The organism is Desemzia sp. FAM 23988 (assembly GCF_045528365.1).
Lineage (GTDB): Bacteria > Bacillota > Bacilli > Lactobacillales > Carnobacteriaceae > Desemzia.
Genome location: NZ_JBGQQS010000022.1, coordinates 18,460 through 40,194, shown reverse-complemented (window position 1 = coordinate 40,194; position 21,735 = coordinate 18,460). Strand labels below are relative to the sequence as shown.

The window sequence follows — 21,735 nt, the reverse complement described above, 5'->3', positions numbered from 1 at the left end:
CTACACTATTTGACGTTGGCAAATAAAAAATAGTTTCCTTTTCAGCTGAACCTTTTAGAAACTCATCCCCAACAATTTCTTTACCATCGCCAGCATATGAAGAGCCCCTTTTCCTGCTTTTTAAAACGACCGGAAACCAGTCGTTAATTAACTTGGATGGAATATTTCGTTTGGAATGTCTCTTGAGCGGGCAGCGTTTGAATGCCTAGTTTATCTTCCAGCTTACCTGAAGCATCAACGGTATCGGCTATTCCATGCCACGGTTCAATACATACAAAAGGAGCTTTTTTCCCAGGAACAGACCATACCCCAACATAAGGGTGATTTTCAAATGTAACCTCTACAGAATGAGGCGTTTTATCAGATTGTATGCTAAAAGTATTGCTGTTTTTCACTTCAAATACTAACGCATCGTTATCAAACAATTCTCTATCCAAACGCAATGTAGTGTTTGTTTGAGCTAAAGTTGTATGAGCGGTATCTGCATAAGGACCCTGCAGCGGAATTTGTTTTCGAGATCGTCTCGGCAAAAAGCTCAAGTAATAATCTTCGAACTTAGTAGACTCAGTCAAAGGTACATTAAATCCAGGATGTCCGCCTATAGAGAAGTACATCTGTTCACTGTCAGCTGTATTTTTAACTGAATAGGATACTTGTACTGTATTTTCGATAACTTCATAAGCTATAAGGAGAGCAAAATCGAACGGATACAGTTGTTTGCTTTTTTCGCTGGAAGTCAATTGGAAAACGACTTTTTGCTCTTCTTGTTCCACCAATTCAAAGTCTTCGTCTCGAGCAAATCCATGTTGTGTCATAGAATAAGTCTGGCCTCTATAGGTGTAGGAATCTTCTTTTAATCGGCCTACTATCGGAAACAACACCGGAGACTTTCTATTCCAATACTCTTTATCTCCTTGCCATAAGTACTCTATTTCCGTTCCGTTGCTCCGGATACTTTGCAGTTCTGCCCCTTTTGAAGCAATCTCTACAGTTAAGTAGTTGTTTTTTATGCTGACGGTCATCTACATCATCTCCTATAATTCTCTAATTGTTGACTAAGCGCTTGCTTTAGAATAAAAAAAATAACCTCACATCCGAACATGGAGGCTTTTTTCTAGTTGATCGAGCTGCTCACTGCAGCCCGGTCATCATTTTTCAAGCATGTGCACTAACTTTTCGTTCTTGATACGAATGTAAGTCCCTTTCATACCAAGCGATCTAGACTCAATGATTCCGCCAGATTCTAATTTTCTTAAGGCATTGACAATCACAGACCTGGTAACGCCCACTTCATCAGCCACATTGGCTGCCGTTAAACGTCCTTCCAATCCATCTAATTGTTTGAAAATAGCTTTTACAGCTTTTGATTCGCTGTAAGACAACGTATTTAAAGCCAGTTGAACCGTAGCATCGTCTCGAGCATCTTTTTCCACTTCTTGTTTCTTGATGTTCAAGACTTCAATCCCTACAATAATGGCGGCATGTTCTCCAAGAATCAGGTCGCTGTTGTCAAACTCAGGTGTTTCACGCGCTAAAATCAGCGTTCCCAGGCGTTCTCCGCTGGCAAAAATAGGAATAACCGTGGTCAGCCCTGACGTAACTTTTTCCCGCGATTCTATAGGGAAAACCGTATAATCACTCTCAATACCGATGTTTGCCGTAGTGAGAGTGATTTCCAACATGCTGTCTGCATATTCTTTCGGAAATTTCTTTTCGATCAACATTTGTTTGACGCGATCATTGTTGATCGCGTGTTTTTCAAAGAATCCTAACAAATTTCCTTTTTCATCAATCAAATACGTATTGACTTTCAAAATATCGCCTAAATTTTTAGTTAAATTCGTAAAAGGCAGTTGATCGGTATCTTTATTTCCTGAATCAACGATTCCTCCAACTGTTTGAAGGAGGCGATTCATGTTGCGCATTTTTTCTAGTAGTTCTTCCATTTTTCATCCACCACCAAGTTACAGAATATAACGACTCAAATCTTTATCGGCAACAATATGTTGCAGTTTATCATCAATGTAATTTTCCGTAATTGTGATTTCACCCATTTGCATATCAGGAGCTTCAAACAATAAGTCTTCCAATACTTTTTCTAAAATGGTATGCAATCTGCGGGCACCAATGTTATCCGTTTCCGTATTCACTTGGTACGCAATATCCGCCATTCGTTCAATGGATTCATACGTGAAGGTGACGGTGATATTTTCTGTTTTGAGCAATTCTCGGTATTGTTTGACCAAGGCATTGTTAGGCTCTGTTAAAATCTTAACAAAGTCATCTTTCGTCAAATCATCTAATTCTACGCGAATCGGGAAACGTCCTTGCAACTCGGGAATCAAGTCACTTGGTTTAGACACGTGGAAAGCACCTGAAGCGATAAACAGTACGTGATCTGTTTGGACAGTTCCATATTTTGTGCTGACAGTAGACCCTTCTACGATAGGCAATATATCTCTTTGAACTCCTTCACGAGAAACTTGGCCATCATTTTTTCCTTTAGAAGTGATTTTATCGATTTCATCAATAAAAATGATCCCGGAATTTTCAGCCAATTTAACGGCTTCCGCATGGATATCTTCCGCATTAACCAGTTTTTCAGATTCTTCTTGAACAAAGATTTCTAGCGCTTCTTTAACCGTTACTTTTCGTTCCACTTTTTTCTTAGGAGACAATGCGCCTAATGTATCAGAAAGATCGATACCCATTTGCTCCAAACCGGCATTCATTGGCGAATTCATCGTTTTCTTTTGTTCGTCTACTTTAATTGTGATCTCGCGGTTGTCTAAAATCCCATCACGAATTTGTTGTTGGATATTCGCGCGATTGGTAGAAATCTCAGGAGTGACTTCTTCTGATTCTTCTTCCATCGGATCAAACTGATTTGGATTGATGCCCATATTTTGAAACATTGCTCCGAAAGGATTGTTCGCATTATTTGCTTGTCGCTGTTCTTTTTTGATGCCGGGCACTAAAATTTTAGCCACACGTTCAATCGCTCTTTTTTCAGCTTGAACGTATACTCTGGAATATTGTTGTTTCTTCACAATTTGGACCGCTGATTCCACTAAATCCCGAACCATTGATTCTACGTCGCGTCCAATGTAGCCCACTTCAGTAAACTTAGTAGCTTCAACTTTGACAAATGGCGCTTTGACAATATAAGCTAATCGTCTGGCAATTTCTGTTTTACCTACACCCGTTGCTCCGATCATCAAGATATTTTTAGGAGTGATCTCTTGTTGCATTTCTTCGCTTAAGTGTAAACGACGGTAGCGATTGCGCAAGGCAACAGCCACTGATTTTTTTGCTTTGTCTTGTCCGATGATATATTTATCTAATTCTGTGACTACTTGTCTTGGAGTAATATTATCTAGTTCGTTCATTATCCTTCACGTCCTTGTATCTTTTTTTCTATCTTATTTGAAAGTTTTAAGGTTTAGTTGAATTCTTCCACGATGATATTGTGATTGGTAAAGACACAAATATCTGCAGCTGTTTCCAGTGCTTCACGTGCGATTTCAGCAGCAGAAAGGTCTGATCCATGTTTTTTTAGCGCTCTTCCTGCAGCTAATGCAAAATTCCCGCCGGACCCGATCGCTAAAATACCGTCATCGGGTTGAATCACTTCTCCATTACCTGAAACTAATAGCATTTCATCTTTATTCATGACAATCAATAAAGCTTCTAATTTTTGCAACGCGCGATCTGTACGCCACTCTTGAGCCAATTCAACAGCTGCACGGGTCAGATTGCCTTTATATTCATTTAGTTTGTTTTCAAACCTTTCTTCCAGTGTAAAAGCGTCTGCCACACTGCCGGCAAATCCTGTAATTACCTCATCGTTGTATAAGCGTCTTACTTTACGGGCAGTGCCTTTCATGATGACTTGTTCGCCCATTGTTACTTGACCGTCACCAGCCATCGCGCTTTTACCATTATGTTGAATGGCAAAAATAGTTGTAGAATGAAACTCTGTCATATTAATTCCTCCATTTAACTACACCCAGGCTCTCTTAAGCTCTAGGATGAAATTGACGATAATTTTTTTGTAAGCTTTCTTTTGTTACATGAGCATAAATTTGGGTCGATGATAAGCTTGAATGTCCAAGGAGTTCTTGAACAGTACGCATGTCTGCACCGTTGTTCAACAAATGTGTCGCAAAGGTATGTCGGAGCATATGCGGATGAATGTCTGATGTAAGACTGCTTTTTTTGATGACTTGATTCAACACGTATTCAATTCCTGTAGGTGTGATCCCATCTCCATGGTGATTCACAAATAACGTCTTGTGTTCTTTATGGTGCTTCTGCATCAACGGTTTACGTCCTTTTTCCAAGTAATGCTGCATCGCAACTGCCGCATAATGTCCAAATGGAACATAGCGTTCTTTATTGCCTTTTCCATGGACCAATAATACATTTAACTCGAAATCAATATCTTGTAACTGAATACCGGCACACTCGCTGACACGAATACCTGTACCGTAGAGAACTTCCAAGATAGCTTCATTGCGCATGTCTAATGGCCCATCTCCTTGAACGGTTTGAAAAAGGACATCCATTTCTTTCTCATAAAAAAATCTTGGCAATCTCAAATTTTTCTTTTTTAAGTGAACATAAGAGAAAGGATTGTCTGTCACGAGTTCATTGCGCAATAAAAATTGATAAAATGCTCGCAGACTCGATATTTTTCGAGAAACACTATTTCGACTTAATTTTTTTTCATTTAATTCTCCCAAGAAAATCCTGACATCTTGGATGGAGACTGTATTAAACGCCGATTCTCCCGTTTGATTTAAAAATGCATTAAATTGTTCAATATCTTCTTGATAAGCTTTTTTTGTGAGAACGGAATAATCCCGCTCTGAAATCAAATAATTTAAAAAAAGCTCGATCAATTTTTGATTGTTCACAAAAATCCCTCCACTCGTACGACAAAGTAACTTTATCATACCAGCAAAGGGATTACAATCGATTGTGAACTCTTTAAACGAAACTTAATCCGATAAAAATCATAGTTCTTTGACCGATTAAATGAATCTAAACCACTTCAAGCTGTGGCGTTTGATAAAACTCGTGAAGCAATTTTTTCATTCCATAAAATTGAAAAGGTCCTGCTTGATCCTTGTTTTATCAATAGATTATTTTTGCAATTCTTCTTCGTAGTCACAGTGGCTGCAGATAACTTGTTTGCCTTTAGCAACTTTTTTCTCTACTAGATAATGCTCGCACTTAGGACAATTTCGACCGATCGGCTTGTTCCAAGAAACAAACTCACAATCAGGATAACGATCACATCCGTAAAAAATGCGGTTCTTTTTCGATTTGCGTTCAATAACATGGCCTTCTCCACAAGTTGGACAAGTAACGCCGATGTCTTTAACAATGGCTTTCGTGTTACGACATTCCGGAAAATTGCTGCAAGCATAGAATTTTCCGTATCTTCCCATTTTAATGACCATCGGATGACCACAAACCTCACAATCAAATCCGGCTGGTTCATCTTTGATTTGGACCTTTTCCATTTGCTCTTCAGCAATCTCAACCGTTTTTTCAAATGGTTGATAGAAGCGATCGATGACATTGACCCATTCTTCTTTTCCGTCTTCAACTTGGTCTAAATCTTTTTCCATTTGAGCGGTAAAGTGAACATCTACGATTTGAGGGAAGTACTCTGCAATCAGTCCGTTGACGATTGTTCCCAATTCTGTAGGTTCAAATCGTTTGGCAGCTAATTTAACATAATATCTTCGTTGGATCGTTTCCAATGTAGGGGCATAGGTAGACGGACGTCCAACACCATTTTCTTCCAACGTTTTGATCAACGTTGCTTCAGAGAAACGAGCTGGCGGTTGAGTGAAATGTTGCTTAGGTTCAATATCAACTGTCTTAGCCGTCTCGCCTTCTTCCATAGGTGGTAAAATGTTGTCTTTTTCTGTTTTGCCGCTTTCACTGGACTCAATGTACACTTTTTGGTACCCCGGAAACTTCATTTTTTGTCCATTTGCTCTGAATAATACATCATTTCGCTCCAAATCTACTGTCATCGTATCGAAAACAGCTGGTTTCATTTGGCTGGCTACAAAACGAGACCAAATTAAGTTATACAATTTATACTGGTCTTTGGACAAATATTTTTGGATTTCTTCCGGCGTCCGTTTCACACTGGAAGGACGGATTGCTTCATGGGCGTCTTGGGAGCCTTCTGATTTTTTTCCCACACGAGGTTTCGCATTGGCATATTCCGGACCATAATTTTCATTAATAAAGTCATGAACTTCGCCTTTAGCAGTATCCGAGATCCGTGTAGAGTCGGTGCGCATATAAGTGATCAAGCCTACTGTTCCACCACGTCCAAGAGCGATTCCTTCATACAACTGTTGCGCGGTCATCATGGTTTTACGGGTTTTAAAATTGATTTTACGGGCCGCGTCTTGTTGCATACTGCTGGTGGTAAATGGCAGCGATGGATTCCGTTTACGTTCTTTTTTAACCACGTTTGTTATTTCAAATTCATCGCCATCAATTAGCTGAATCACTTTTTGGGTTTCTTCCGCATTCGTCAACTTTGTCTTTTTACCGTTTACTCCATAAAAAGCTGCTTTGAATTTTTTAGTTCCTTTTTTGAAATTTCCATCAATTGACCAGTATTCTTCAGGTTCGAAGGCGGCAATTTCTTCTTCACGATCACAGATCAATTTTAATGCGACTGATTGGACACGACCTGCACTCAACCCTTTTTTGACTTTTTTCCATAGAATAGGACTAATCGTATACCCTACTAAACGGTCTAATACACGTCTGGCTTGTTGAGAATCGACGAGGTCTAAATTAATGGAACGAGGTTCTTTAAAAGCCCCTTTTACAGCGTCTTTCGTAATCTCATTAAAAACTACACGATTTTTATCTTCTATATCTAAGCCCAACAGATAACACAAGTGCCAAGCGATAGCTTCCCCTTCTCTATCCGGGTCAGCTGCGAGAAAAACTTTTTCAGCTTTTTTTGCGTATTTTTTCAATTCTTTGATCAAAGGTCCTTTGCCTCGAATGGAAATGTATTCTGGTTGGTAATGATTTTCCGTATCGATCGCCATGCGGCTCTTAGGTAAATCACGTATGTGACCTAAACTGGCCACTACTTTATAATTTCTTCCTAAATATTTTTCAATTGTTTTTGCTTTAGCAGGTGATTCCACGATCACCAAATATTTATAGGCCAATAAAATACTCCTTTCAATTGAACGTATTCGTTGTATTTATCACTGGTTTGAATAACTAACTGAAATCGTAAATCATCTTATGCTATTCAAGTGGTATTTGTCAACTATTCAAATGAAAGCTTTTTAATTTTTCTAGAAATGACGTCTAAAAAAGAGGGACTCAAAAAAGACAGCTAAAAGCTGAAGCAGCAGTCTTTTGTTTTGTTTTTTTAGATTTATCTTTCGAGAAAAATAAAAAAAGAAAAGTTTTTTTTATAAACGATAGTTTTGTGTCAGCATTTCTCCATTCAATACACAAGTAGCACCTTGTACAATCAAGTCATTGGTCCCCGCACAAAAAGGATTTGTAATAGCTCCCGGCACAGCAAATACTTCCCGCCCTTCACGCAAGGCTAAATTAGCCGTTATTAAGCTGCCGCTGCGGTATTTGGCTTCAATGACTAACGTTCCTGAACTGAGACCAGCAATGATTCGATTCCGCATAGGAAAATGATGTTTCAATGGCTTGGTTCCTATAGGGTATTCAGACAACAGCAGATGATTATCAGCTATCTCATCTTGCAGTTCTTGGTTTTCTTTAGGGTAGTAACAATCCAAACCGCAACCAATAACAGCGATCGTTTTACCTGAATGATGAAGAGCTAATTGATGTGTTTGGGTGTCTACCCCTTTAGCTAACCCGCTGACAAGTACCAACTTTTTCTCGATCAAAGTTGGTACAAATTGCTTCAACACCTCTGTAGTGTATGGGCTATGGTTCCTTGAACCGACCACAGACAGCAAATTTTCTTTTACCAGGCCGATATCGCCTTTATAGAATAATAAAGCAGGCGGATCATAAATATGTCTTAGGTATTCCGGAAAACGAGGATCGAAAATGGATACCCAATGAATATTCTTTTTTTGGTGTTCTTGGACTACTTCTGCTAACGGAATAGACTGGTAACTGTCGTAAAAAAGAGTTCTTTTCTGTTCTACAAGACCTGCACTGTCAGCCAGTTCTGCTAATGTACAATCCGGATTTTCCATAATGGCCACGATCATCATGATACGTTGGCTGGAATCCACTCCTCTGCACAAGGATAAATGGAGCATAATTAAATTTAACTGTTCAATGTTCAACATCTCTCTGTCCCTCCCTTTAATTAAACATACGTAGAAACAGAGAAATTTTTTTAATCCTTGGAATATTTTTGACCACGCAAAGAAAACTAGGACACTGGTCCTAGTTTCTGTTTCTACTTATTATAATGAAGATTGTTGTTGCCGATAAGCTTCTCGTACAGGCGCAAAGCTGTGGCGATGAATAGGAGTAACACCTAATTGATCTAAACCATTCAAATGTTCCTTAGTCCCATACCCTGCATTTTTTAAAAATCCGTAACCTGGATAAATGGAATCATACTCTTCCATCATACGGTCTCTGATTACTTTGGCAATAATACTAGCCGCTGCGATTGAAACGCTCTTGGAATCCCCTTTAATAATGCTTTCTTGAGAAAATAAAAGAGGCAATTTCATAGCATCTATCAATAAATGATCTGGTTGAACCTCTAATTGTTCCACAGCTTCGATCATAGCCAGTTTAGAAGCTTCATAAATATTCACTTGATCAATGATCGATGAGTCCTTGATTCCAATACCAATGGCCAACGCCTCAGATTGAATCACCTCAAAGAGTTCTTCTCTTTTAGCTAAAGACAATTGCTTAGAATCATTTATACCGATGATATTAAAATCCTCTGGTAAAATAACAGCAGCAGATACAACAGGCCCTGCCAAAGGCCCGCGGCCCACTTCATCTATCCCGGCAACTAATTTTTTTCCGTGAGACCACGCTCGTTTTTCGTAAACCAACATCTCTTGAAGCTTCATTTCTTTCAACTGTTGTTTCTCTATTTTTCGTTCCCAACTGTTTAAGGCGGTCAGGGCACCCTTGCGAGAATCTAATCGAAATGCATCTAAACGCTCATCTGACGGATCCGTGATCGTCTGTAAAACCTTTTTTATTTCTGCGATACTAAGTGGTTTATTGGCATCAGTCATTCGTTTCTTCTCCTTCAGATTCTTGTACAGGTACAACATCTAAAGTAAATGGACTTATTTTTCCATCTCGAATCTCGTATAAGACCATTTCTGCAGCTCGATTGTAATCATCTCTAAAGCCACGTTTTTCACTGATCAATATCAATAACTCTGGATTATCAAGGGTTAATTCTTCTGTTGTCAAATTGTAGCGTTTGGCTAAAGCGGCAGGATGATTTTCTTTCAAAAACCCTATTCCATATAATACAATGTCATCTATATTCAACAGCGTATCTTTGATAGCTCCCGTCAAAGCCAGTTTTTTCCCTATTTCAGGATCTTCAAACTTCGGCCATAAAATTCCGGGAGTGTCCAACAATTCAATTTCTTTTCCCAATTTAAGCCATTGTTGGGCTTTTGTTATACCTGGTCTGTTCCCAGTTTTTGCTACGTTTTTTTTCACTAAACGATTGATCAGGGTCGATTTACCAACATTGGGGATTCCGATACTCATCGCTCGAATCGGACGGGGTTTCATACCTTTTTCAGCCATACGATCAAATTTAGGCTGCATCAATTGTTTAGCTCTGGCAGTAATCTCTTTAACCCCTTTGCCTTCTTGAGCTACGATCGGAATAGCAGGAATGCCTTGATTTTCGAAGTAGTTGACCCATTGCTGCGTAGCTTTTTTATCGGCCAAATCACTTTTGTTTAAGATTATGATGCGTGGTTTGTGTTGAATGATTTCATCCAACACCGGATTTCGACTGGAAATCGGCAGTCTTGCATCTACCAGCTCAAAAACCACATCTACTAATTTTATTTTTTCGGATACTTCTCTTTTGGCTTTGGCCATATGACCTGGATACCATTGTATTACTTTCATACCATTCACGTCCTTTATTTCAATTATTGTTCCAAAAAGAAAAACTAATCTTTCCATTCCACCAAAAAGTTTCTGGTTAGAATCTCTTGATTAGTTTTAGCCTATTGTACAGTGTTGTGTGCTACTCATTTGCTGGATTCATATCTCCAATATCGCTTAACGGCCAAATTCTTAAATCAGTTGTACCAACAATCGCACTTTCTTCCACAAACCCAAAGTAACGGCTATCTTTTGAGTTGATTCGGTTATCGCCTAATAAAAAGTATTGTCCTTCAGGGACTTTTTCTATTCCAGTCAAGATAGACAAATTAAAGTCATCCGTAAAGTTGTCTGATTCATCTAAGGTAAAATACTCAGCTGCCAAATACTCTTCTGGTACTTCTTCCCCATTAACGAATAAAACATCATCTCGTACTTCTATCGTGTCTCCAGGTACTCCAATCACCCGTTTAATGTATTGTTTCTCGGGATCATCAGGCGCATCAAATACAACAATATCAAATCGATCGATATCTGCTACCTTGTTTAGGATCAATCGATCATTATCGTGTAACGTCGGAACCATTGAATCGCCCTCAACACTTACTGCAGCAAACAAAAAGTGGCGTATCAGCATAAAAATCACTAAAGCGACCACAATATACAGTAGGGTACTAAAAAATTCTTTCCATTTATTGGAAGGCGTATTTTCCGTTGGGGCAGTCTTTCTTTTTTTTGAAGGGTATTTATCTCTTCGAGGTTCGTAGGACTGATTCATTTGTCCTTGTTCTGCATCATGATTATTGTTCACTGCTATCTCCTACCTTCATCTTTTAATTTACGATAGATATACGTTCAAATGGATAGTATACCATAACCGCTTCCCCTATGATCATTTCCGCTGGTATAGGTCCATAATAACGACTATCATGGCTCAAACGCCGATTATCTCCCAATACAAAATAATGTCCCTCTGGAACCAATGCTTCTCCCGTCAGATTCTCAAGAGTAAAATTTGAAGTCCAAACGCCACCCGCTTTTTTGACATAATCGTTCTCCAAAAACTGCTCATTGATCGGTTCGCCATCAATAAACAACTGATCATTTTCATACCGGATACTTTCTCCAGGAAGACCTATCACTCGTTTTACAAATGTCCGATTTGAAGAATCACGAAAAACGATCACATCAAATCGGTTGATTTGATGAATAGTTTCAACGATAATTTGATCGTTTTGTTGAAATGTAGGAAACATCGAAGAGCCGTCAATGGAAACTGGAAGAAAAATAAAATACTTGATAATCGATACGGCAATTGCTGCAAAGAGCACTGCTTTCAACCATCCTTTGCCATTTTCCTTCCAATATTTCTTCATATCATTTCGCTCCAAACTTTATTTATCTTTATCATACTAAAAAAGTACTGAAATAACTATATTTTTGTTGCCGCTCCGAAAAAAAGAAGACAGAACTACCTCCATCTTCTTCCTTTCTCTATTCACCTGATTGTTGCAAGTGGTTCAAAGCTTCCTCATACTGCGTGTCATTTGAATCAATCAAATTGCGCAATTCTGTAATCAGCATAATAGCCGTTTCTTCTGTCACGACACCATCAACCGTCAACTCTTGATCAGCTTGGAACGTTTCAACTGCTTCAGCAGTGGCTTCATCAAAATGTCCATCCACTTCACCTACATCATAACTCAAAGCATCGATCACTTTTTCTAAATTTGCCACTTCTTCAGATGTGTCACCTTCCTGATAGGTGGCCGAAGAATTGATCATTAAAAGATAAGCATATTCAGGCAATTCCACAGCAACATCCGGCTTAATACCTTTATCATGGATCCAATTCCCACTTGGTGTCAGCCATTTGGCAATCGTTAATTTCAACTCGCTCTCATCTGCAAAAGGAACCACAGATTGTACCGTTCCTTTTCCAAATGTGGTCGATCCCATAACAGTGATATCAGCAGATTCCTGCAAAGCACCGGCTAAAATCTCTGATGCACTGGCACTTCCTTCATCGACTAATAGAACAGCCGGCTCTGTCACTTGAAACTCTCCCATCGAAGCATCATCCGCAACAACGGGAACTGGTTCTTGATTACGCTCTTGGGTTTGGACAATCGTCTCACCATCTTCTAAAAACATATTGGAAATATTAATGGCTGCATCCAATAACCCCCCTGGGTTCTGGCGGACATCAAAGACAAATGAGGTAGCTCCTTGAGCCCTCAAATCTTCCACTGCGGCGACCAACTCGGTATAGGTCGGTGTAGAAAAACTTGTGATGCCGACATAACCGACTGTCGGGTCTGATTCATCTAAATTGTAGACCACCGTTTCTACAGGAATCGTATCTCGCGTGAGCGTAACTTCAAACGTATTGTCACCTCGTTGAATCGTCAAGACGACTTCAGATCCCTTTTCTCCACGAATGTAAGACACTGCCTCGTTTAGAGAAAGGCCGCTCAATTCTTGGTCATCTGCTTTTAAAATGATGTCATTCGGCATCAAACCAGTTTTTTCTGCCGGAGAACCAGCGATTGGAGACACGATCATAATGTAATCCCCCTGTTTTTGGACCTCAGCGCCAATGCCTTCAAAAGAAGCATCAATGCTCTCATTCAAAACAGCAGAATCAGATAAATCTAAATATTGCGTATAAGGATCTCCTACAGCATTTGTCATACCAGAAAGGGCGCCTTCCATTAAGTCTTCACTACTCACTTCTTGAAAATACTGTGTCATCAACGTGTTGTAAACCTGTTCAAACTTTGTATAATCGATCCCGCTTGTACTGGTAACTGCAGTTTCAGATTGACTAGATGAAACTGCATTAGATGATTCGGGTTCCATTGGTGCAGAGATAGAAGCATGTGTTGCTAAAAGAGTAAACCCTACAGAAAGCAATGCTACCACAATTAGAGACACCACATACGCTACTGGATGAATACGCGTTCTTTTTTTCTTGTTCGGTTCATTATTCATAGATAGCTCCTTTCTGCTTGATAATAGTCGCTTGATTTAGTTGCTTGAAAAAATTGTACCACTTACCTAAAAAAATGACTATTCTTTGATTTTTAAAGCAGCATCTAAGGCAATAACAATCATATCGTTAAAAGTGGTTTGACGCTCTTCAGCTGTCGTTTCTTCTCCTGTGATCAAATGGTCACTGATGGTTAAAATCGTCAAGGCTCTGCGATTGTATTTGGCAGCCAATGTGTACAGTCCAGCAGCTTCCATTTCTACAGCCATTACGCCATAGTCTGCCAATTTTTTCTTATCTAGTTCTTCATTATAAAAACGATCTGCAGACAATACATTGCCAGCACGCATTTTCAATCCTTTTTCAGTTCCGATCTCATAAGCTGCTTTCAGCAAATCAAAGTCAGCGATCGGTGCAAATTGAACTTGTCCATTGAATGTATTCATTACTGCGCTTGAATCGGTAGTTGCTGCTTGGGCTAAAACCACATCGCGAACTTTGATGTCAGCCTTCATTCCTCCAGCAGTCCCTACCCGAATCAAGTTCTGTACATTGTATTGCGTCATCAATTCTTCTGCATAGATCATCATAGAAGGAAGCCCCATCCCTGTACCTTGTACAGAAATACGTTCCCCTTTATATGTTCCTGTGTAACCAAACATATTTCTAACCGAATTGTACTGCTCTACATCTTCTAAAAAAGTTTCCGCGATGTATTTTGCTCTCAATGGATCTCCTGGCAATAAAATCGTTTCTGCAACTTGTCCTTCTTTTGCTTCGATATGTACACTCATATCTAATCCCTCCATTTAGTCTTCAGTTTGTTATTTTTTAGTAGCCAAATACCGTTCCCATGCTTCATCAAATATGGTCATCGTTTCCAAATACGAACCGTTCATTTCTAAATAGTGACACAGTTCATGGTAATCCTTGGATTGCTTTGGAAAACCTGAGTCTCGAAAAGCTGAATTTGCAAAAATTGTCACCGGATCTTTCATATCTGCATCTCTTTCAGTCATCAGATATTGGTAGAATGTGCGTATCATTGTGCTTGCCCCATTTGTTGTTTATTCGCATATGCCTCGCGCTCCACTTTTTCTTGTTGGTAGCGTTCAGGATTTTTGCGGTAAAATTCTTGATGTTCTTCTTCGGCCTCATAAAAAGGACAGCTGTCTTCAATGGTCGTTAAAATCGGGTTAGAATATTTCCCGCTGTCTTGCAGTGCCTGTTTAGAAGCTTCAGCAGCTGTTCGCTGAGCTTCATTTTGCACAAAAATCACTGGCCGATAACTGCTGCCGCGGTCCATAAATTGTCCCATAACATCTGTAGGATCTGTCTGCTGCCAGTAAATCTCGACTAAATCCGCATAAGAGATTATCTCAGGATCGAAAGTAATTCTAACGGCTTCTGTATGTCCAGTCAGTTGCGACTTTACCTCTTCATAAGTAGGATCAACAGTTTGACCGCCAGTATAGCCGGAAATCACCGATTCAATACCGGGTTGTTGATCGAAAGGGGATACCATACACCAAAAGCATCCACCAGCAAAAATAGCTGTTTCTGTCATATTCATTAACCTCATTTCTTTTATTCAGTGGTTGAATCCGGGATATGGACATTCACCAATAGTTCGTTTTCTACTAAATCGATTCGTTCGGCGGAGAAGAAAATACCGCTATCTAATTGGAAATCATTTAAATTCAAGGTAATCGTTTCTGTTTCCCCATCGATCACTACCCATTCGGGAATCGATAACTGATTACCCAGTTGATTCATTACAAATGAAATCGGCAGATTCAATTGCCCTAAAGACAACTGGTCTGCTTTTAGTTGTATATTTCCATTATCGGTTACAAATGGATCCATATACAAATTAAACGGCACCTCAAAGCCAAATACTTCAAAACTTCCTGCAAGTTGAAAATTCTCATCCAGCAAGACCTCATAATTTACATTGCTTCCTGTTACTTCCTCATCAATGTATTGGTTCATCAATTGTGTGACTTCTTCTTTCTGAGCAGCTACGCTAAAGGTCATGACATCTTCTGTATTTACGGGTCTTTCATTGACTTCTCCATATCTGACCGGTTGCAGTTGTTGAACAAACCAGATTCCTGTTCCTATAAGAATAGCTGCTAAGGTCAAGAATGCCCATTTCCATATATTTAGCGGTTCTTTTCTTTCTTTATCCATTCTTTTTTCGTCCATAGTACCTCCTTTTAAGTTGCATTATAGCAGCTGCCTGTTTATTCTTCCAAAAAGGCTTCCGTTTTTTCCATTTCTGTCAGCAATAAAGCGGCCATTCTGCTGTAACCAGCATCATTGGGGTGGAATAAATCTTCTTCGTAAAGATACGGATTTTCAATCACTTCATTCGTTGCTTTCGTTTGTGCCAAGGCATCTGGATCTTCAACCGTAAAAGCTGAATCTATTGGAATATAATGGGTATACTCAAATGCGGCAACAGTATCTTGAGTGGCTTGATTCCACTCATCAACGATCCGCTGCATTTCTTCGATTTCTGAAAAATAAATGGCGTACGGATTGTAGATGCCAAAAATATAAATGTCTGTTTCTGAATTCCATTCATGGACCAGTTGAATCATTTTTGTTAAATTCTCTTGATATACTTGCAGCGGTTGGATAAAACTGTCCAACTGAACATTGAGCAGCTCGTCTTTAAAAATACGGATAACATCATTTCCACCTACCGTAAATACTACCATATCAGCTGACTTAACAGCTGTCTTTATTTCAGAATCGGATTCCATTCGGGAAAGCACTTGGTCACTGCGGTTTCCACTGACCCCAAAATTTTGTGTGGTAACTTCAGCAACTTCTTTCTTTTCTTCTAACAAATCAGCGACCCGAGAAACATAACCGCCACTGGATAGACTATCACCGACACCTTCTGTCAATGAATCACCAATAGCCACAAGTTCGACCGATTCAGGTATGCTCTCAGGAGTTGTCTGTTCCTCTCCAGGTGTATTAAAGAAAGCATTGAGCAACAATACCACCAATAAACTGCCTATTAATAGGAACAGTAAACTGAGCAGTGATGAACGTACTTTTTTCATATCAAATGCACTCTGTTCCTTTCCATTTTTTTACGTTGGTTCATTTTACCATTTTATCTCACAAAAAATAAGTACTAGATCGCCTATTCCTCGATTCTTTTTTATTTTTTTCAGGGACGAAAAGCTTTACCGCATAAAATCTGCAGCAAAGCTTTTATCTTCTTTATTTGGAGCTGTTTTTTCGGCGATAGGTCTCAAAACGATGCGCATAAACATTTTTTTCGTCTCTCACGCCCTCTTCCACATGTGTTAATGTCCAGTCGTCCCAATTGATAGGAACCATATAGGTATCCCCTTCAAATTCTCCATCAATGACTGTCCGATGCAAGATATCGACATCCTCTAGAAAATGCTGAAAGACACCAGCGCCTCCAGTGATCAAGGTATCTTTCTCATAAGCTTTTGCGAAAGCCAATACTTCTTCACGACTAGACATGACTTCCACGCCATCGGCTTGATACGAGGAGTCTGACGTTAAAATAATGTTGATGCGATTTGGAAGAGGGCGTTTCCCCATTCCTTCAAATGTTTTTCTCCCCATTACAATGGCTTGATTTATCGTCATTTGTTTAAAAAATTTCAGGTCATTCGGCAGATACCAAGGCAATGTTCCGCCTTTTCCAATCAGACCGTTTTTATCTTCTGCCCATAAAAAAGCTATCATCTATTACCACTTCCTACTTTATACTTATTATACCGCTATTGGAGCTTTTATTCTCGGGTGCGGATCGTATCCTTCGATGCAGATATCTTCCATTTCAAAATCAAACATACTGCTTTTTTCTTGGTTCAATACCAGCTTTGGAAAGGATCTAGGTTCACGAGACAATTGCTCTTGGATTTGATCGACATGATTGCTGTATAAATGTGCATCTCCAAAAGTGTGCACAAATTCTCCAACTTCTAAATTTGTTTCGTGAGCAATCAAATGCGTCAATAAAGCATAGCTGGCAATATTGAACGGTACTCCTAAAAAGACATCCGCACTACGTTGATACAACTGACAATTCAACTTACCTTCTGCTACATAAAATTGAAACAACGTATGACAAGGCGGCAATGCCATATTAGGCACATCTTCTGGATTCCATGCGGAGACAATCAAGCGTCTAGAATCCGGATTTGTACGAATCATTTCAATAACATCTTTTAACTGGTCAATGGTTTCCCCTTGAGTCGTTTTCCACTGTCGCCATTGTGAACCATAGACGTTCCCTAATTCTCCGTACTGTTCAGCAAATGCAGTATCGTTTAAAATACGTTCCGTAAATTTTTTCATTTCTAGTTGGTACACTTCTTTAAAAGCAGCGTCTGCTAATGAACGTCTACCGAAATCAATCATGTCAGGGCCGGCGTATTCTGGGCTCGCCACATAGCGTTCAAACGCCCATTCATCCCAAATGTGATTATTGTGTTCAAGTAAGTAGCGAATGTTGGTGTCTCCTTTAATAAACCACAACAATTCACTTTTGATCAATCCAAAAGGAACACGTTTCGTAGTCAATAAAGGGAAACCTTCTTGCAGATCAAAACGCATTTGGTGACCGAAAATACTTTTTGTTCCAGTCCCCGTACGATCACTTTTATCTGTTCCTTCTGCTAAAATTTTTCTCGCTAATGATAAATAAGCTTCTTCCACTAGTATCCCTCCGCTTTTAACTCTCATTTCTGCTGTTATCGGTCCTGCAAATGCTGTTACATTTCAGAAAACGAAGCTAAATATTCCCAGCGCTCCATTTTTTCTTCCAAATGATTTTCTTGTGCAGTCAGATTTTCTTGCAATTCTTGCAACTTCGCAAAATCATTCCCTTTTCCAATCATTTCTTCTTTGATAGCTTCAATCGATTTTTCTATCTCAGCGATGTCGTCTTCGATTGTTTCCCATTCTCTTTTCTCCATGTAAGTCAATTTCACTTTTTCTTTTGGTTTATCCTCTACAACTGACTCTGTTGGAGTTTTGGTATTTCCAGGTTTAGCAGCTTGTTCATCTTCTTTTTCTTGTTCCATGTAAGAACTGCTATTGCCGTAATGGGTGATAATCTCTCCATTTCCTTTAAAAATCAACATTTTTTCTGCCATTTTATCTAAGAAATAACGATCATGCGAAACAGCTAACACAGCACCCGGGAAGGTTTCAATATAGTCTTCCAAAACGGTTAATGTAGCAATATCCAGATCATTTGTAGGTTCATCCAGCAGCAGAACATTTGGCTGCTGCATCAATAATTTCAGCAAGTATAACCGTTTCTTCTCACCACCAGATAATTTTCCGATTTGAGTCCCGTGAGTATGGCGTTCAAATAAAAACTGTTCCAACAAGTTAGTGACACTAATCTTTTCACCCGCACTTGTAGAGACTTCTTCTCCCACTTCTTGCAAATAGGCGATCACTCGTTTCGTAGGATCCATGTCTTCGATTTCTTGTGTATAATAAGCCATTCGGACTGTTTCTCCGACAGTATAAACACCGGAATCTAAGGTTATTCTACCAGCCAGTACATTTAATAAAGAAGATTTACCAGTCCCATTTTTACCTGTGATGCCGATTCGATCTTTTGTTTGTACCAGTAAGTTAAACTCCTTCAAAATTAGTTTATGGTCGATCGTTAGTGTAGCCTCTTTTAATTCATAGACACGTTTCCCTAAACGAGAACCTTCCAGATTGACTTCCACTTGTCCATCCGTTTTGACTTGATTCAAATTGTCTTCTAAATCTTGGAATCGGTCGATCCGAGCTTGTTGTTTAGTTGTTCTGGCTTTAGCCCCTGTTCTCATCCAAGCCAATTCTTTTTTATACAATTGATTCCGCTTGTGTTCAGCTTGAATAGCCGCTTCTTGACGGACAGCGCGTTCTTCCACGTATTGCATGTAATTTCCGTTATAGAAGTACAAATCGCCATGAGACAATTCGATGATTCGATTCACTACCCGATCTAGGAAATAACGATCGTGGGTTACCAATAACAAAGCCCCTTTATACTGACTCAAGTAAGTTTCCAGCCAATTGATGGTTTCAAAATCCAAATGGTTGGTGGGCTCATCTAAAATCAATAAATCTGGAGATTGAATGAGCACTTGAGCTAAACCGACACGTTTTTTTTGCCCTCCCGATAAAGTCGACACACGTTGATTCAAATCGAAAACGCCTAATTGAGTCAATATGATCTTTGCATTCGTATCTGCGATCCAAGCATCTTCCTGAGTCATCCACTGTTCTGCTTTAGAAAAACGTTCTTGATAAGCTGAATTCAGTGTATCTTCGTTCAATTTCTCCAAAGCTTGTTCATACTCGCGAACGGCTTTTAGAATCGGTGTTTCCCCTTGAAATACCGCATCAAAGACCGTTTTTTCTGTATCCAGATCTGGGTCTTGCATTAAATACCCAATACGATATTCCTTTGGTGTTTGAATCGATCCTTGTTCGGCTTTGTCTCTTCCCGTCAAAGTGTTCAATAAACTAGTCTTGCCAGAACCGTTTACACCGATCAAACCTATACGATCGCCTTCCATAATAGAAAAATTCACTTGGTTTAATAGGACTTTTTCTCCATAGGTACGCGTTAAGTTTTCTGCTTTTAATTCTTTCATAATGAGTTCAACTCTTTCATTTCATTTAATACATACTCCGTTTTACATGAGGTCTTTCTTATTTTACCATTTTTATATCAAATAGAAACCCTCGTCAGGTATTTTAAAAAACTTCCTCTGGATTTTACACCATACGAAAAAAACACCTTGACCCGTTTAACGTTGGTCAAGGTGTTGAAACAGCTTATTTTATCGGCTGATTAGAACAAGCCGGTGATATCTCCATTTTCTTTGATGTCCATATTTAACGCTGCTGGTTTTTTAGGCAACCCTGGCATAGTCAATACGTCTCCTGTTAATGCCACAATAAATCCCGCTCCTAGTTTAGGAATAAATTCTCGAATGGTAACAGCGAAACCAGTTGGTCTGCCTAATTTTTTAGGATCATCTGAAAGAGAATATTGAGTTTTCGCCATACAGATCGGCAACTCGTCCCAACCACGTCGTTCAAATAATTTCATTTGAGATAAGGCTTTTTTAGTGAAGTACACTTCTTGTCCACCATAAATCTCGGTTACGATTTTATGGACTTTGTCGACGACCTTGCTAGAGTCTTCATACAAAGGTTGAAAGTCTTCATGTCCTTGGTTGGCAGCGGAAATGACTTTATTCGCCAAATCAATCCCGCCTTTCGACCCATTTGCCCATACGGAAGTGTTCGCAGCAGGGATTTGCTGTTTGTTCAATAAGGCAGCTAGATGATTGATTTCAGCTGGAGTATCTTTACTGAATTCATTAATAGCGACTACAACGGGTAAATTGTAGCGTTTGATATTTTCAATGTGTTTTTCTAAGTTAGCAAACCCTTTAGTGATCGCTTTGCTATTTTCTTCTTCTAACTGATCCAATTTCACTCCGCCATGCAGCTTCAGTGCCCGGATCGTTGCTACAATAACGACAACATCAGGAGCTTTCTCCAAATTGGGAACTTTGATGTCTAAAAACTTCTCGGCACCTAAATCAGCTCCAAATCCCGATTCTGTCACCGTATAGTCCGCTAATTTCATTGCAGTGCTGGTAGCCAGTACACTGTTGCATCCATGAGCAATATTGGCAAAAGGCCCCCCATGCACTAAAGCAGGCGTATGTTCCAGCGTCTGAACCAAATTTGGTTTGATAGCGTCTTTCAGCAATAATGCCAAAGCTCCTTCTACATGCAAGTCTGCTACAGTAACAGGTTGTTTGTCGTAGGTTTCAGCAACCACAATTTGTTTTAAACGATTTTTTAAATCTTGAAGACCAGTAGTTAAACAAAGGATGGCCATTAATTCGCTGGCCACTGTGATATCGAATCCGTCTTCACGAGGTACACCATTCAATCTTCCGCCTAATCCAACCACCACATTTCTTAAAGCTCGGTCATTCAAATCAACCGCCCGTTTCCAACTGATTGTCGTAGGATTGATGTTGCATTCATTACCTTGATAAATATGGTTATCAATAAATGCCGATAATGCATTATTAGCAGAAGTTAAAGCATGCAGATCTCCTGTAAAATGCAAATTAATGTCTTCCATAGGAACAACTTGTGCGTGACCTCCTCCAGCAGCCCCACCTTTGATTCCCATTGTAGGACCCAAAGAAGGTTCGCGCAAAGCCAGAATAGTGGATTCTCCTACCCGATTCAATGCATCTGCCAACCCAACGGATACCGTGGACTTTCCTTCTCCAGCAGGTGTGGGATTGATCGATGTTACTAGTACCAACTTTCCGTTTTCTTTATCTTTCAATTGTTGAATCGTTTCTAATTGAATTTTTGCTTTATAATTGCCGTACAGCTCAAGATCCTCTTCATTTAAACCTATCTTGTGCGCAATTTCTTTGATTTTTTTCTTCTTTGATTGTTGTGCAATTTGAATATCTGTCAGCATTGATTCATCATCCTTTCAATTTCCATTATGGAAAACACCTTTTCTCTCTTAACTAGTATACCGCATTCACAAACTGAAAAAAAACTTT

At 39.4% G+C, this 21,735-nt stretch carries 21 protein-coding genes; all 21 read right to left on the bottom strand.

Annotated features, from left to right (window positions below):
* Window positions 1-143: 143 nt before the first annotated feature.
* Window positions 144-1,022: an aldose 1-epimerase family protein gene (locus ACEN4L_RS10965; protein WP_407097305.1), complete on the bottom strand. Its 879-nt coding sequence runs from the start codon at window positions 1,020-1,022 to the stop codon at window positions 144-146.
* A 126-nt stretch (window positions 1,023-1,148) separates the two neighbouring features.
* Window positions 1,149-1,946, bottom strand: a complete 798-nt coding sequence (gene codY / locus ACEN4L_RS10960) for a GTP-sensing pleiotropic transcriptional regulator CodY (RefSeq protein WP_407097306.1) — start codon at window positions 1,944-1,946, stop codon at window positions 1,149-1,151.
* 18 nt (window positions 1,947-1,964) lie between these two features.
* Complete coding sequence (gene hslU, locus ACEN4L_RS10955) at window positions 1,965-3,389, bottom strand: ATP-dependent protease ATPase subunit HslU (protein WP_407097307.1); 1,425 nt, start codon at window positions 3,387-3,389, stop codon at window positions 1,965-1,967.
* 53 nt (window positions 3,390-3,442) lie between these two features.
* Entirely contained in the window at window positions 3,443-3,985 is a 543-nt protein-coding gene (gene hslV, locus ACEN4L_RS10950; protein ID WP_407097308.1) for an ATP-dependent protease subunit HslV, read from the bottom strand.
* Between the two features lie 34 nt (window positions 3,986-4,019).
* On the bottom strand, window positions 4,020-4,919 hold the full coding sequence (xerC, locus tag ACEN4L_RS10945; RefSeq protein WP_407097309.1) for a tyrosine recombinase XerC: 900 nt from the start codon (window positions 4,917-4,919) through the stop codon (window positions 4,020-4,022).
* Between the two features lie 228 nt (window positions 4,920-5,147).
* Complete coding sequence (gene topA / locus ACEN4L_RS10940) at window positions 5,148-7,226, bottom strand: type I DNA topoisomerase (protein ID WP_407097310.1); 2,079 nt, start codon at window positions 7,224-7,226, stop codon at window positions 5,148-5,150.
* A gap of 252 nt (window positions 7,227-7,478) precedes the next feature.
* The gene (dprA, locus tag ACEN4L_RS10935; protein WP_407097311.1) at window positions 7,479-8,351 is read right to left on the bottom strand and encodes a DNA-processing protein DprA; all 873 of its coding nucleotides are present in this window, start codon (window positions 8,349-8,351) and stop codon (window positions 7,479-7,481) included.
* Between the two features lie 120 nt (window positions 8,352-8,471).
* Window positions 8,472-9,272 carry a ribonuclease HII gene (locus tag ACEN4L_RS10930; protein WP_407097312.1) on the bottom strand — a complete coding sequence of 267 codons (801 nt, stop codon included), beginning with the start codon at window positions 9,270-9,272 and terminating at the stop codon, window positions 8,472-8,474.
* Entirely contained in the window at window positions 9,265-10,137 is an 873-nt protein-coding gene (gene ylqF / locus ACEN4L_RS10925; protein ID WP_407097313.1) for a ribosome biogenesis GTPase YlqF, read from the bottom strand. Before ylqF ends, ACEN4L_RS10930 begins: the two co-directional genes overlap by 8 nt.
* 121 nt (window positions 10,138-10,258) lie before the next feature.
* Window positions 10,259-10,927 carry a signal peptidase I gene (lepB, locus tag ACEN4L_RS10920; RefSeq protein ID WP_407097314.1) on the bottom strand — a complete coding sequence of 223 codons (669 nt, stop codon included), beginning with the start codon at window positions 10,925-10,927 and terminating at the stop codon, window positions 10,259-10,261.
* Between the two features lie 22 nt (window positions 10,928-10,949).
* On the bottom strand, window positions 10,950-11,492 hold the full coding sequence (lepB, locus tag ACEN4L_RS10915; RefSeq protein ID WP_407097315.1) for a signal peptidase I: 543 nt from the start codon (window positions 11,490-11,492) through the stop codon (window positions 10,950-10,952).
* A 118-nt stretch (window positions 11,493-11,610) separates the two neighbouring features.
* Complete coding sequence (locus ACEN4L_RS10910; protein ID WP_407097316.1) at window positions 11,611-13,110, bottom strand: S41 family peptidase; 1,500 nt, start codon at window positions 13,108-13,110, stop codon at window positions 11,611-11,613.
* Between the two features lie 78 nt (window positions 13,111-13,188).
* The gene (gene deoD, locus ACEN4L_RS10905; RefSeq protein ID WP_407097317.1) at window positions 13,189-13,902 is read right to left on the bottom strand and encodes a purine-nucleoside phosphorylase; all 714 of its coding nucleotides are present in this window, start codon (window positions 13,900-13,902) and stop codon (window positions 13,189-13,191) included.
* Window positions 13,903-13,932: 30 nt separating this feature from the next.
* On the bottom strand, window positions 13,933-14,154 hold the full coding sequence (locus ACEN4L_RS10900; protein WP_407097318.1) for a YozE family protein: 222 nt from the start codon (window positions 14,152-14,154) through the stop codon (window positions 13,933-13,935).
* A complete protein-coding gene (gene msrA / locus ACEN4L_RS10895) occupies window positions 14,151-14,675 on the bottom strand; it encodes a peptide-methionine (S)-S-oxide reductase MsrA (RefSeq protein ID WP_407097319.1) in 525 nt (174 codons plus the stop codon). The genes ACEN4L_RS10900 and msrA overlap by 4 nt, the downstream gene beginning before the upstream one ends.
* A gap of 20 nt (window positions 14,676-14,695) precedes the next feature.
* The gene (locus ACEN4L_RS10890) at window positions 14,696-15,316 is read right to left on the bottom strand and encodes a YpmS family protein (RefSeq protein ID WP_407097320.1); all 621 of its coding nucleotides are present in this window, start codon (window positions 15,314-15,316) and stop codon (window positions 14,696-14,698) included.
* Between the two features lie 38 nt (window positions 15,317-15,354).
* Complete coding sequence (locus ACEN4L_RS10885) at window positions 15,355-16,188, bottom strand: GDSL-type esterase/lipase family protein (RefSeq protein WP_407097321.1); 834 nt, start codon at window positions 16,186-16,188, stop codon at window positions 15,355-15,357.
* 163 nt (window positions 16,189-16,351) lie between these two features.
* Window positions 16,352-16,852, bottom strand: coding sequence for a dihydrofolate reductase (locus ACEN4L_RS10880; RefSeq protein WP_407097322.1), 501 nt, complete (start codon window positions 16,850-16,852; stop codon window positions 16,352-16,354).
* 27 nt (window positions 16,853-16,879) lie between these two features.
* A complete protein-coding gene (locus ACEN4L_RS10875; protein WP_407097323.1) occupies window positions 16,880-17,827 on the bottom strand; it encodes a thymidylate synthase in 948 nt (315 codons plus the stop codon).
* 56 nt (window positions 17,828-17,883) lie between these two features.
* Entirely contained in the window at window positions 17,884-19,776 is a 1,893-nt protein-coding gene (locus ACEN4L_RS10870) for an ABC-F family ATP-binding cassette domain-containing protein (protein WP_407097324.1), read from the bottom strand.
* Window positions 19,777-19,976: 200 nt separating this feature from the next.
* Window positions 19,977-21,647: a formate--tetrahydrofolate ligase gene (locus ACEN4L_RS10865; RefSeq protein ID WP_407097325.1), complete on the bottom strand. Its 1,671-nt coding sequence runs from the start codon at window positions 21,645-21,647 to the stop codon at window positions 19,977-19,979.
* Window positions 21,648-21,735: the final 88 nt, after the last annotated feature.

Coding starts and splice junctions, on each gene's coding strand:
- ACEN4L_RS10965 (WP_407097305.1), bottom strand. CDS start 1,022: ATGACCGTCAGCATAAAAAACAACTACTTAACTGTAGAGATTGCTTCA.
- codY (WP_407097306.1), bottom strand. CDS start 1,946: ATGGAAGAACTACTAGAAAAAATGCGCAACATGAATCGCCTCCTTCAA.
- hslU (WP_407097307.1), bottom strand. CDS start 3,389: ATGAACGAACTAGATAATATTACTCCAAGACAAGTAGTCACAGAATTA.
- hslV (WP_407097308.1), bottom strand. CDS start 3,985: ATGACAGAGTTTCATTCTACAACTATTTTTGCCATTCAACATAATGGT.
- dprA (WP_407097311.1), bottom strand. CDS start 8,351: ATGTTGAACATTGAACAGTTAAATTTAATTATGCTCCATTTATCCTTG.
- ACEN4L_RS10930 (WP_407097312.1), bottom strand. CDS start 9,272: ATGACTGATGCCAATAAACCACTTAGTATCGCAGAAATAAAAAAGGTT.
- ylqF (WP_407097313.1), bottom strand. CDS start 10,137: ATGAAAGTAATACAATGGTATCCAGGTCATATGGCCAAAGCCAAAAGA.
- lepB (WP_407097315.1), bottom strand. CDS start 11,492: ATGAAGAAATATTGGAAGGAAAATGGCAAAGGATGGTTGAAAGCAGTG.
- ACEN4L_RS10910 (WP_407097316.1), bottom strand. CDS start 13,110: ATGAATAATGAACCGAACAAGAAAAAAAGAACGCGTATTCATCCAGTA.
- deoD (WP_407097317.1), bottom strand. CDS start 13,902: ATGAGTGTACATATCGAAGCAAAAGAAGGACAAGTTGCAGAAACGATT.
- ACEN4L_RS10900 (WP_407097318.1), bottom strand. CDS start 14,154: ATGATACGCACATTCTACCAATATCTGATGACTGAAAGAGATGCAGAT.
- msrA (WP_407097319.1), bottom strand. CDS start 14,675: ATGACAGAAACAGCTATTTTTGCTGGTGGATGCTTTTGGTGTATGGTA.
- ACEN4L_RS10890 (WP_407097320.1), bottom strand. CDS start 15,316: ATGGACGAAAAAAGAATGGATAAAGAAAGAAAAGAACCGCTAAATATA.
- ACEN4L_RS10885 (WP_407097321.1), bottom strand. CDS start 16,188: ATGAAAAAAGTACGTTCATCACTGCTCAGTTTACTGTTCCTATTAATA.
- ACEN4L_RS10880 (WP_407097322.1), bottom strand. CDS start 16,852: ATGATAGCTTTTTTATGGGCAGAAGATAAAAACGGTCTGATTGGAAAA.
- ACEN4L_RS10870 (WP_407097324.1), bottom strand. CDS start 19,776: ATGAAAGAATTAAAAGCAGAAAACTTAACGCGTACCTATGGAGAAAAA.
- ACEN4L_RS10865 (WP_407097325.1), bottom strand. CDS start 21,647: ATGCTGACAGATATTCAAATTGCACAACAATCAAAGAAGAAAAAAATC.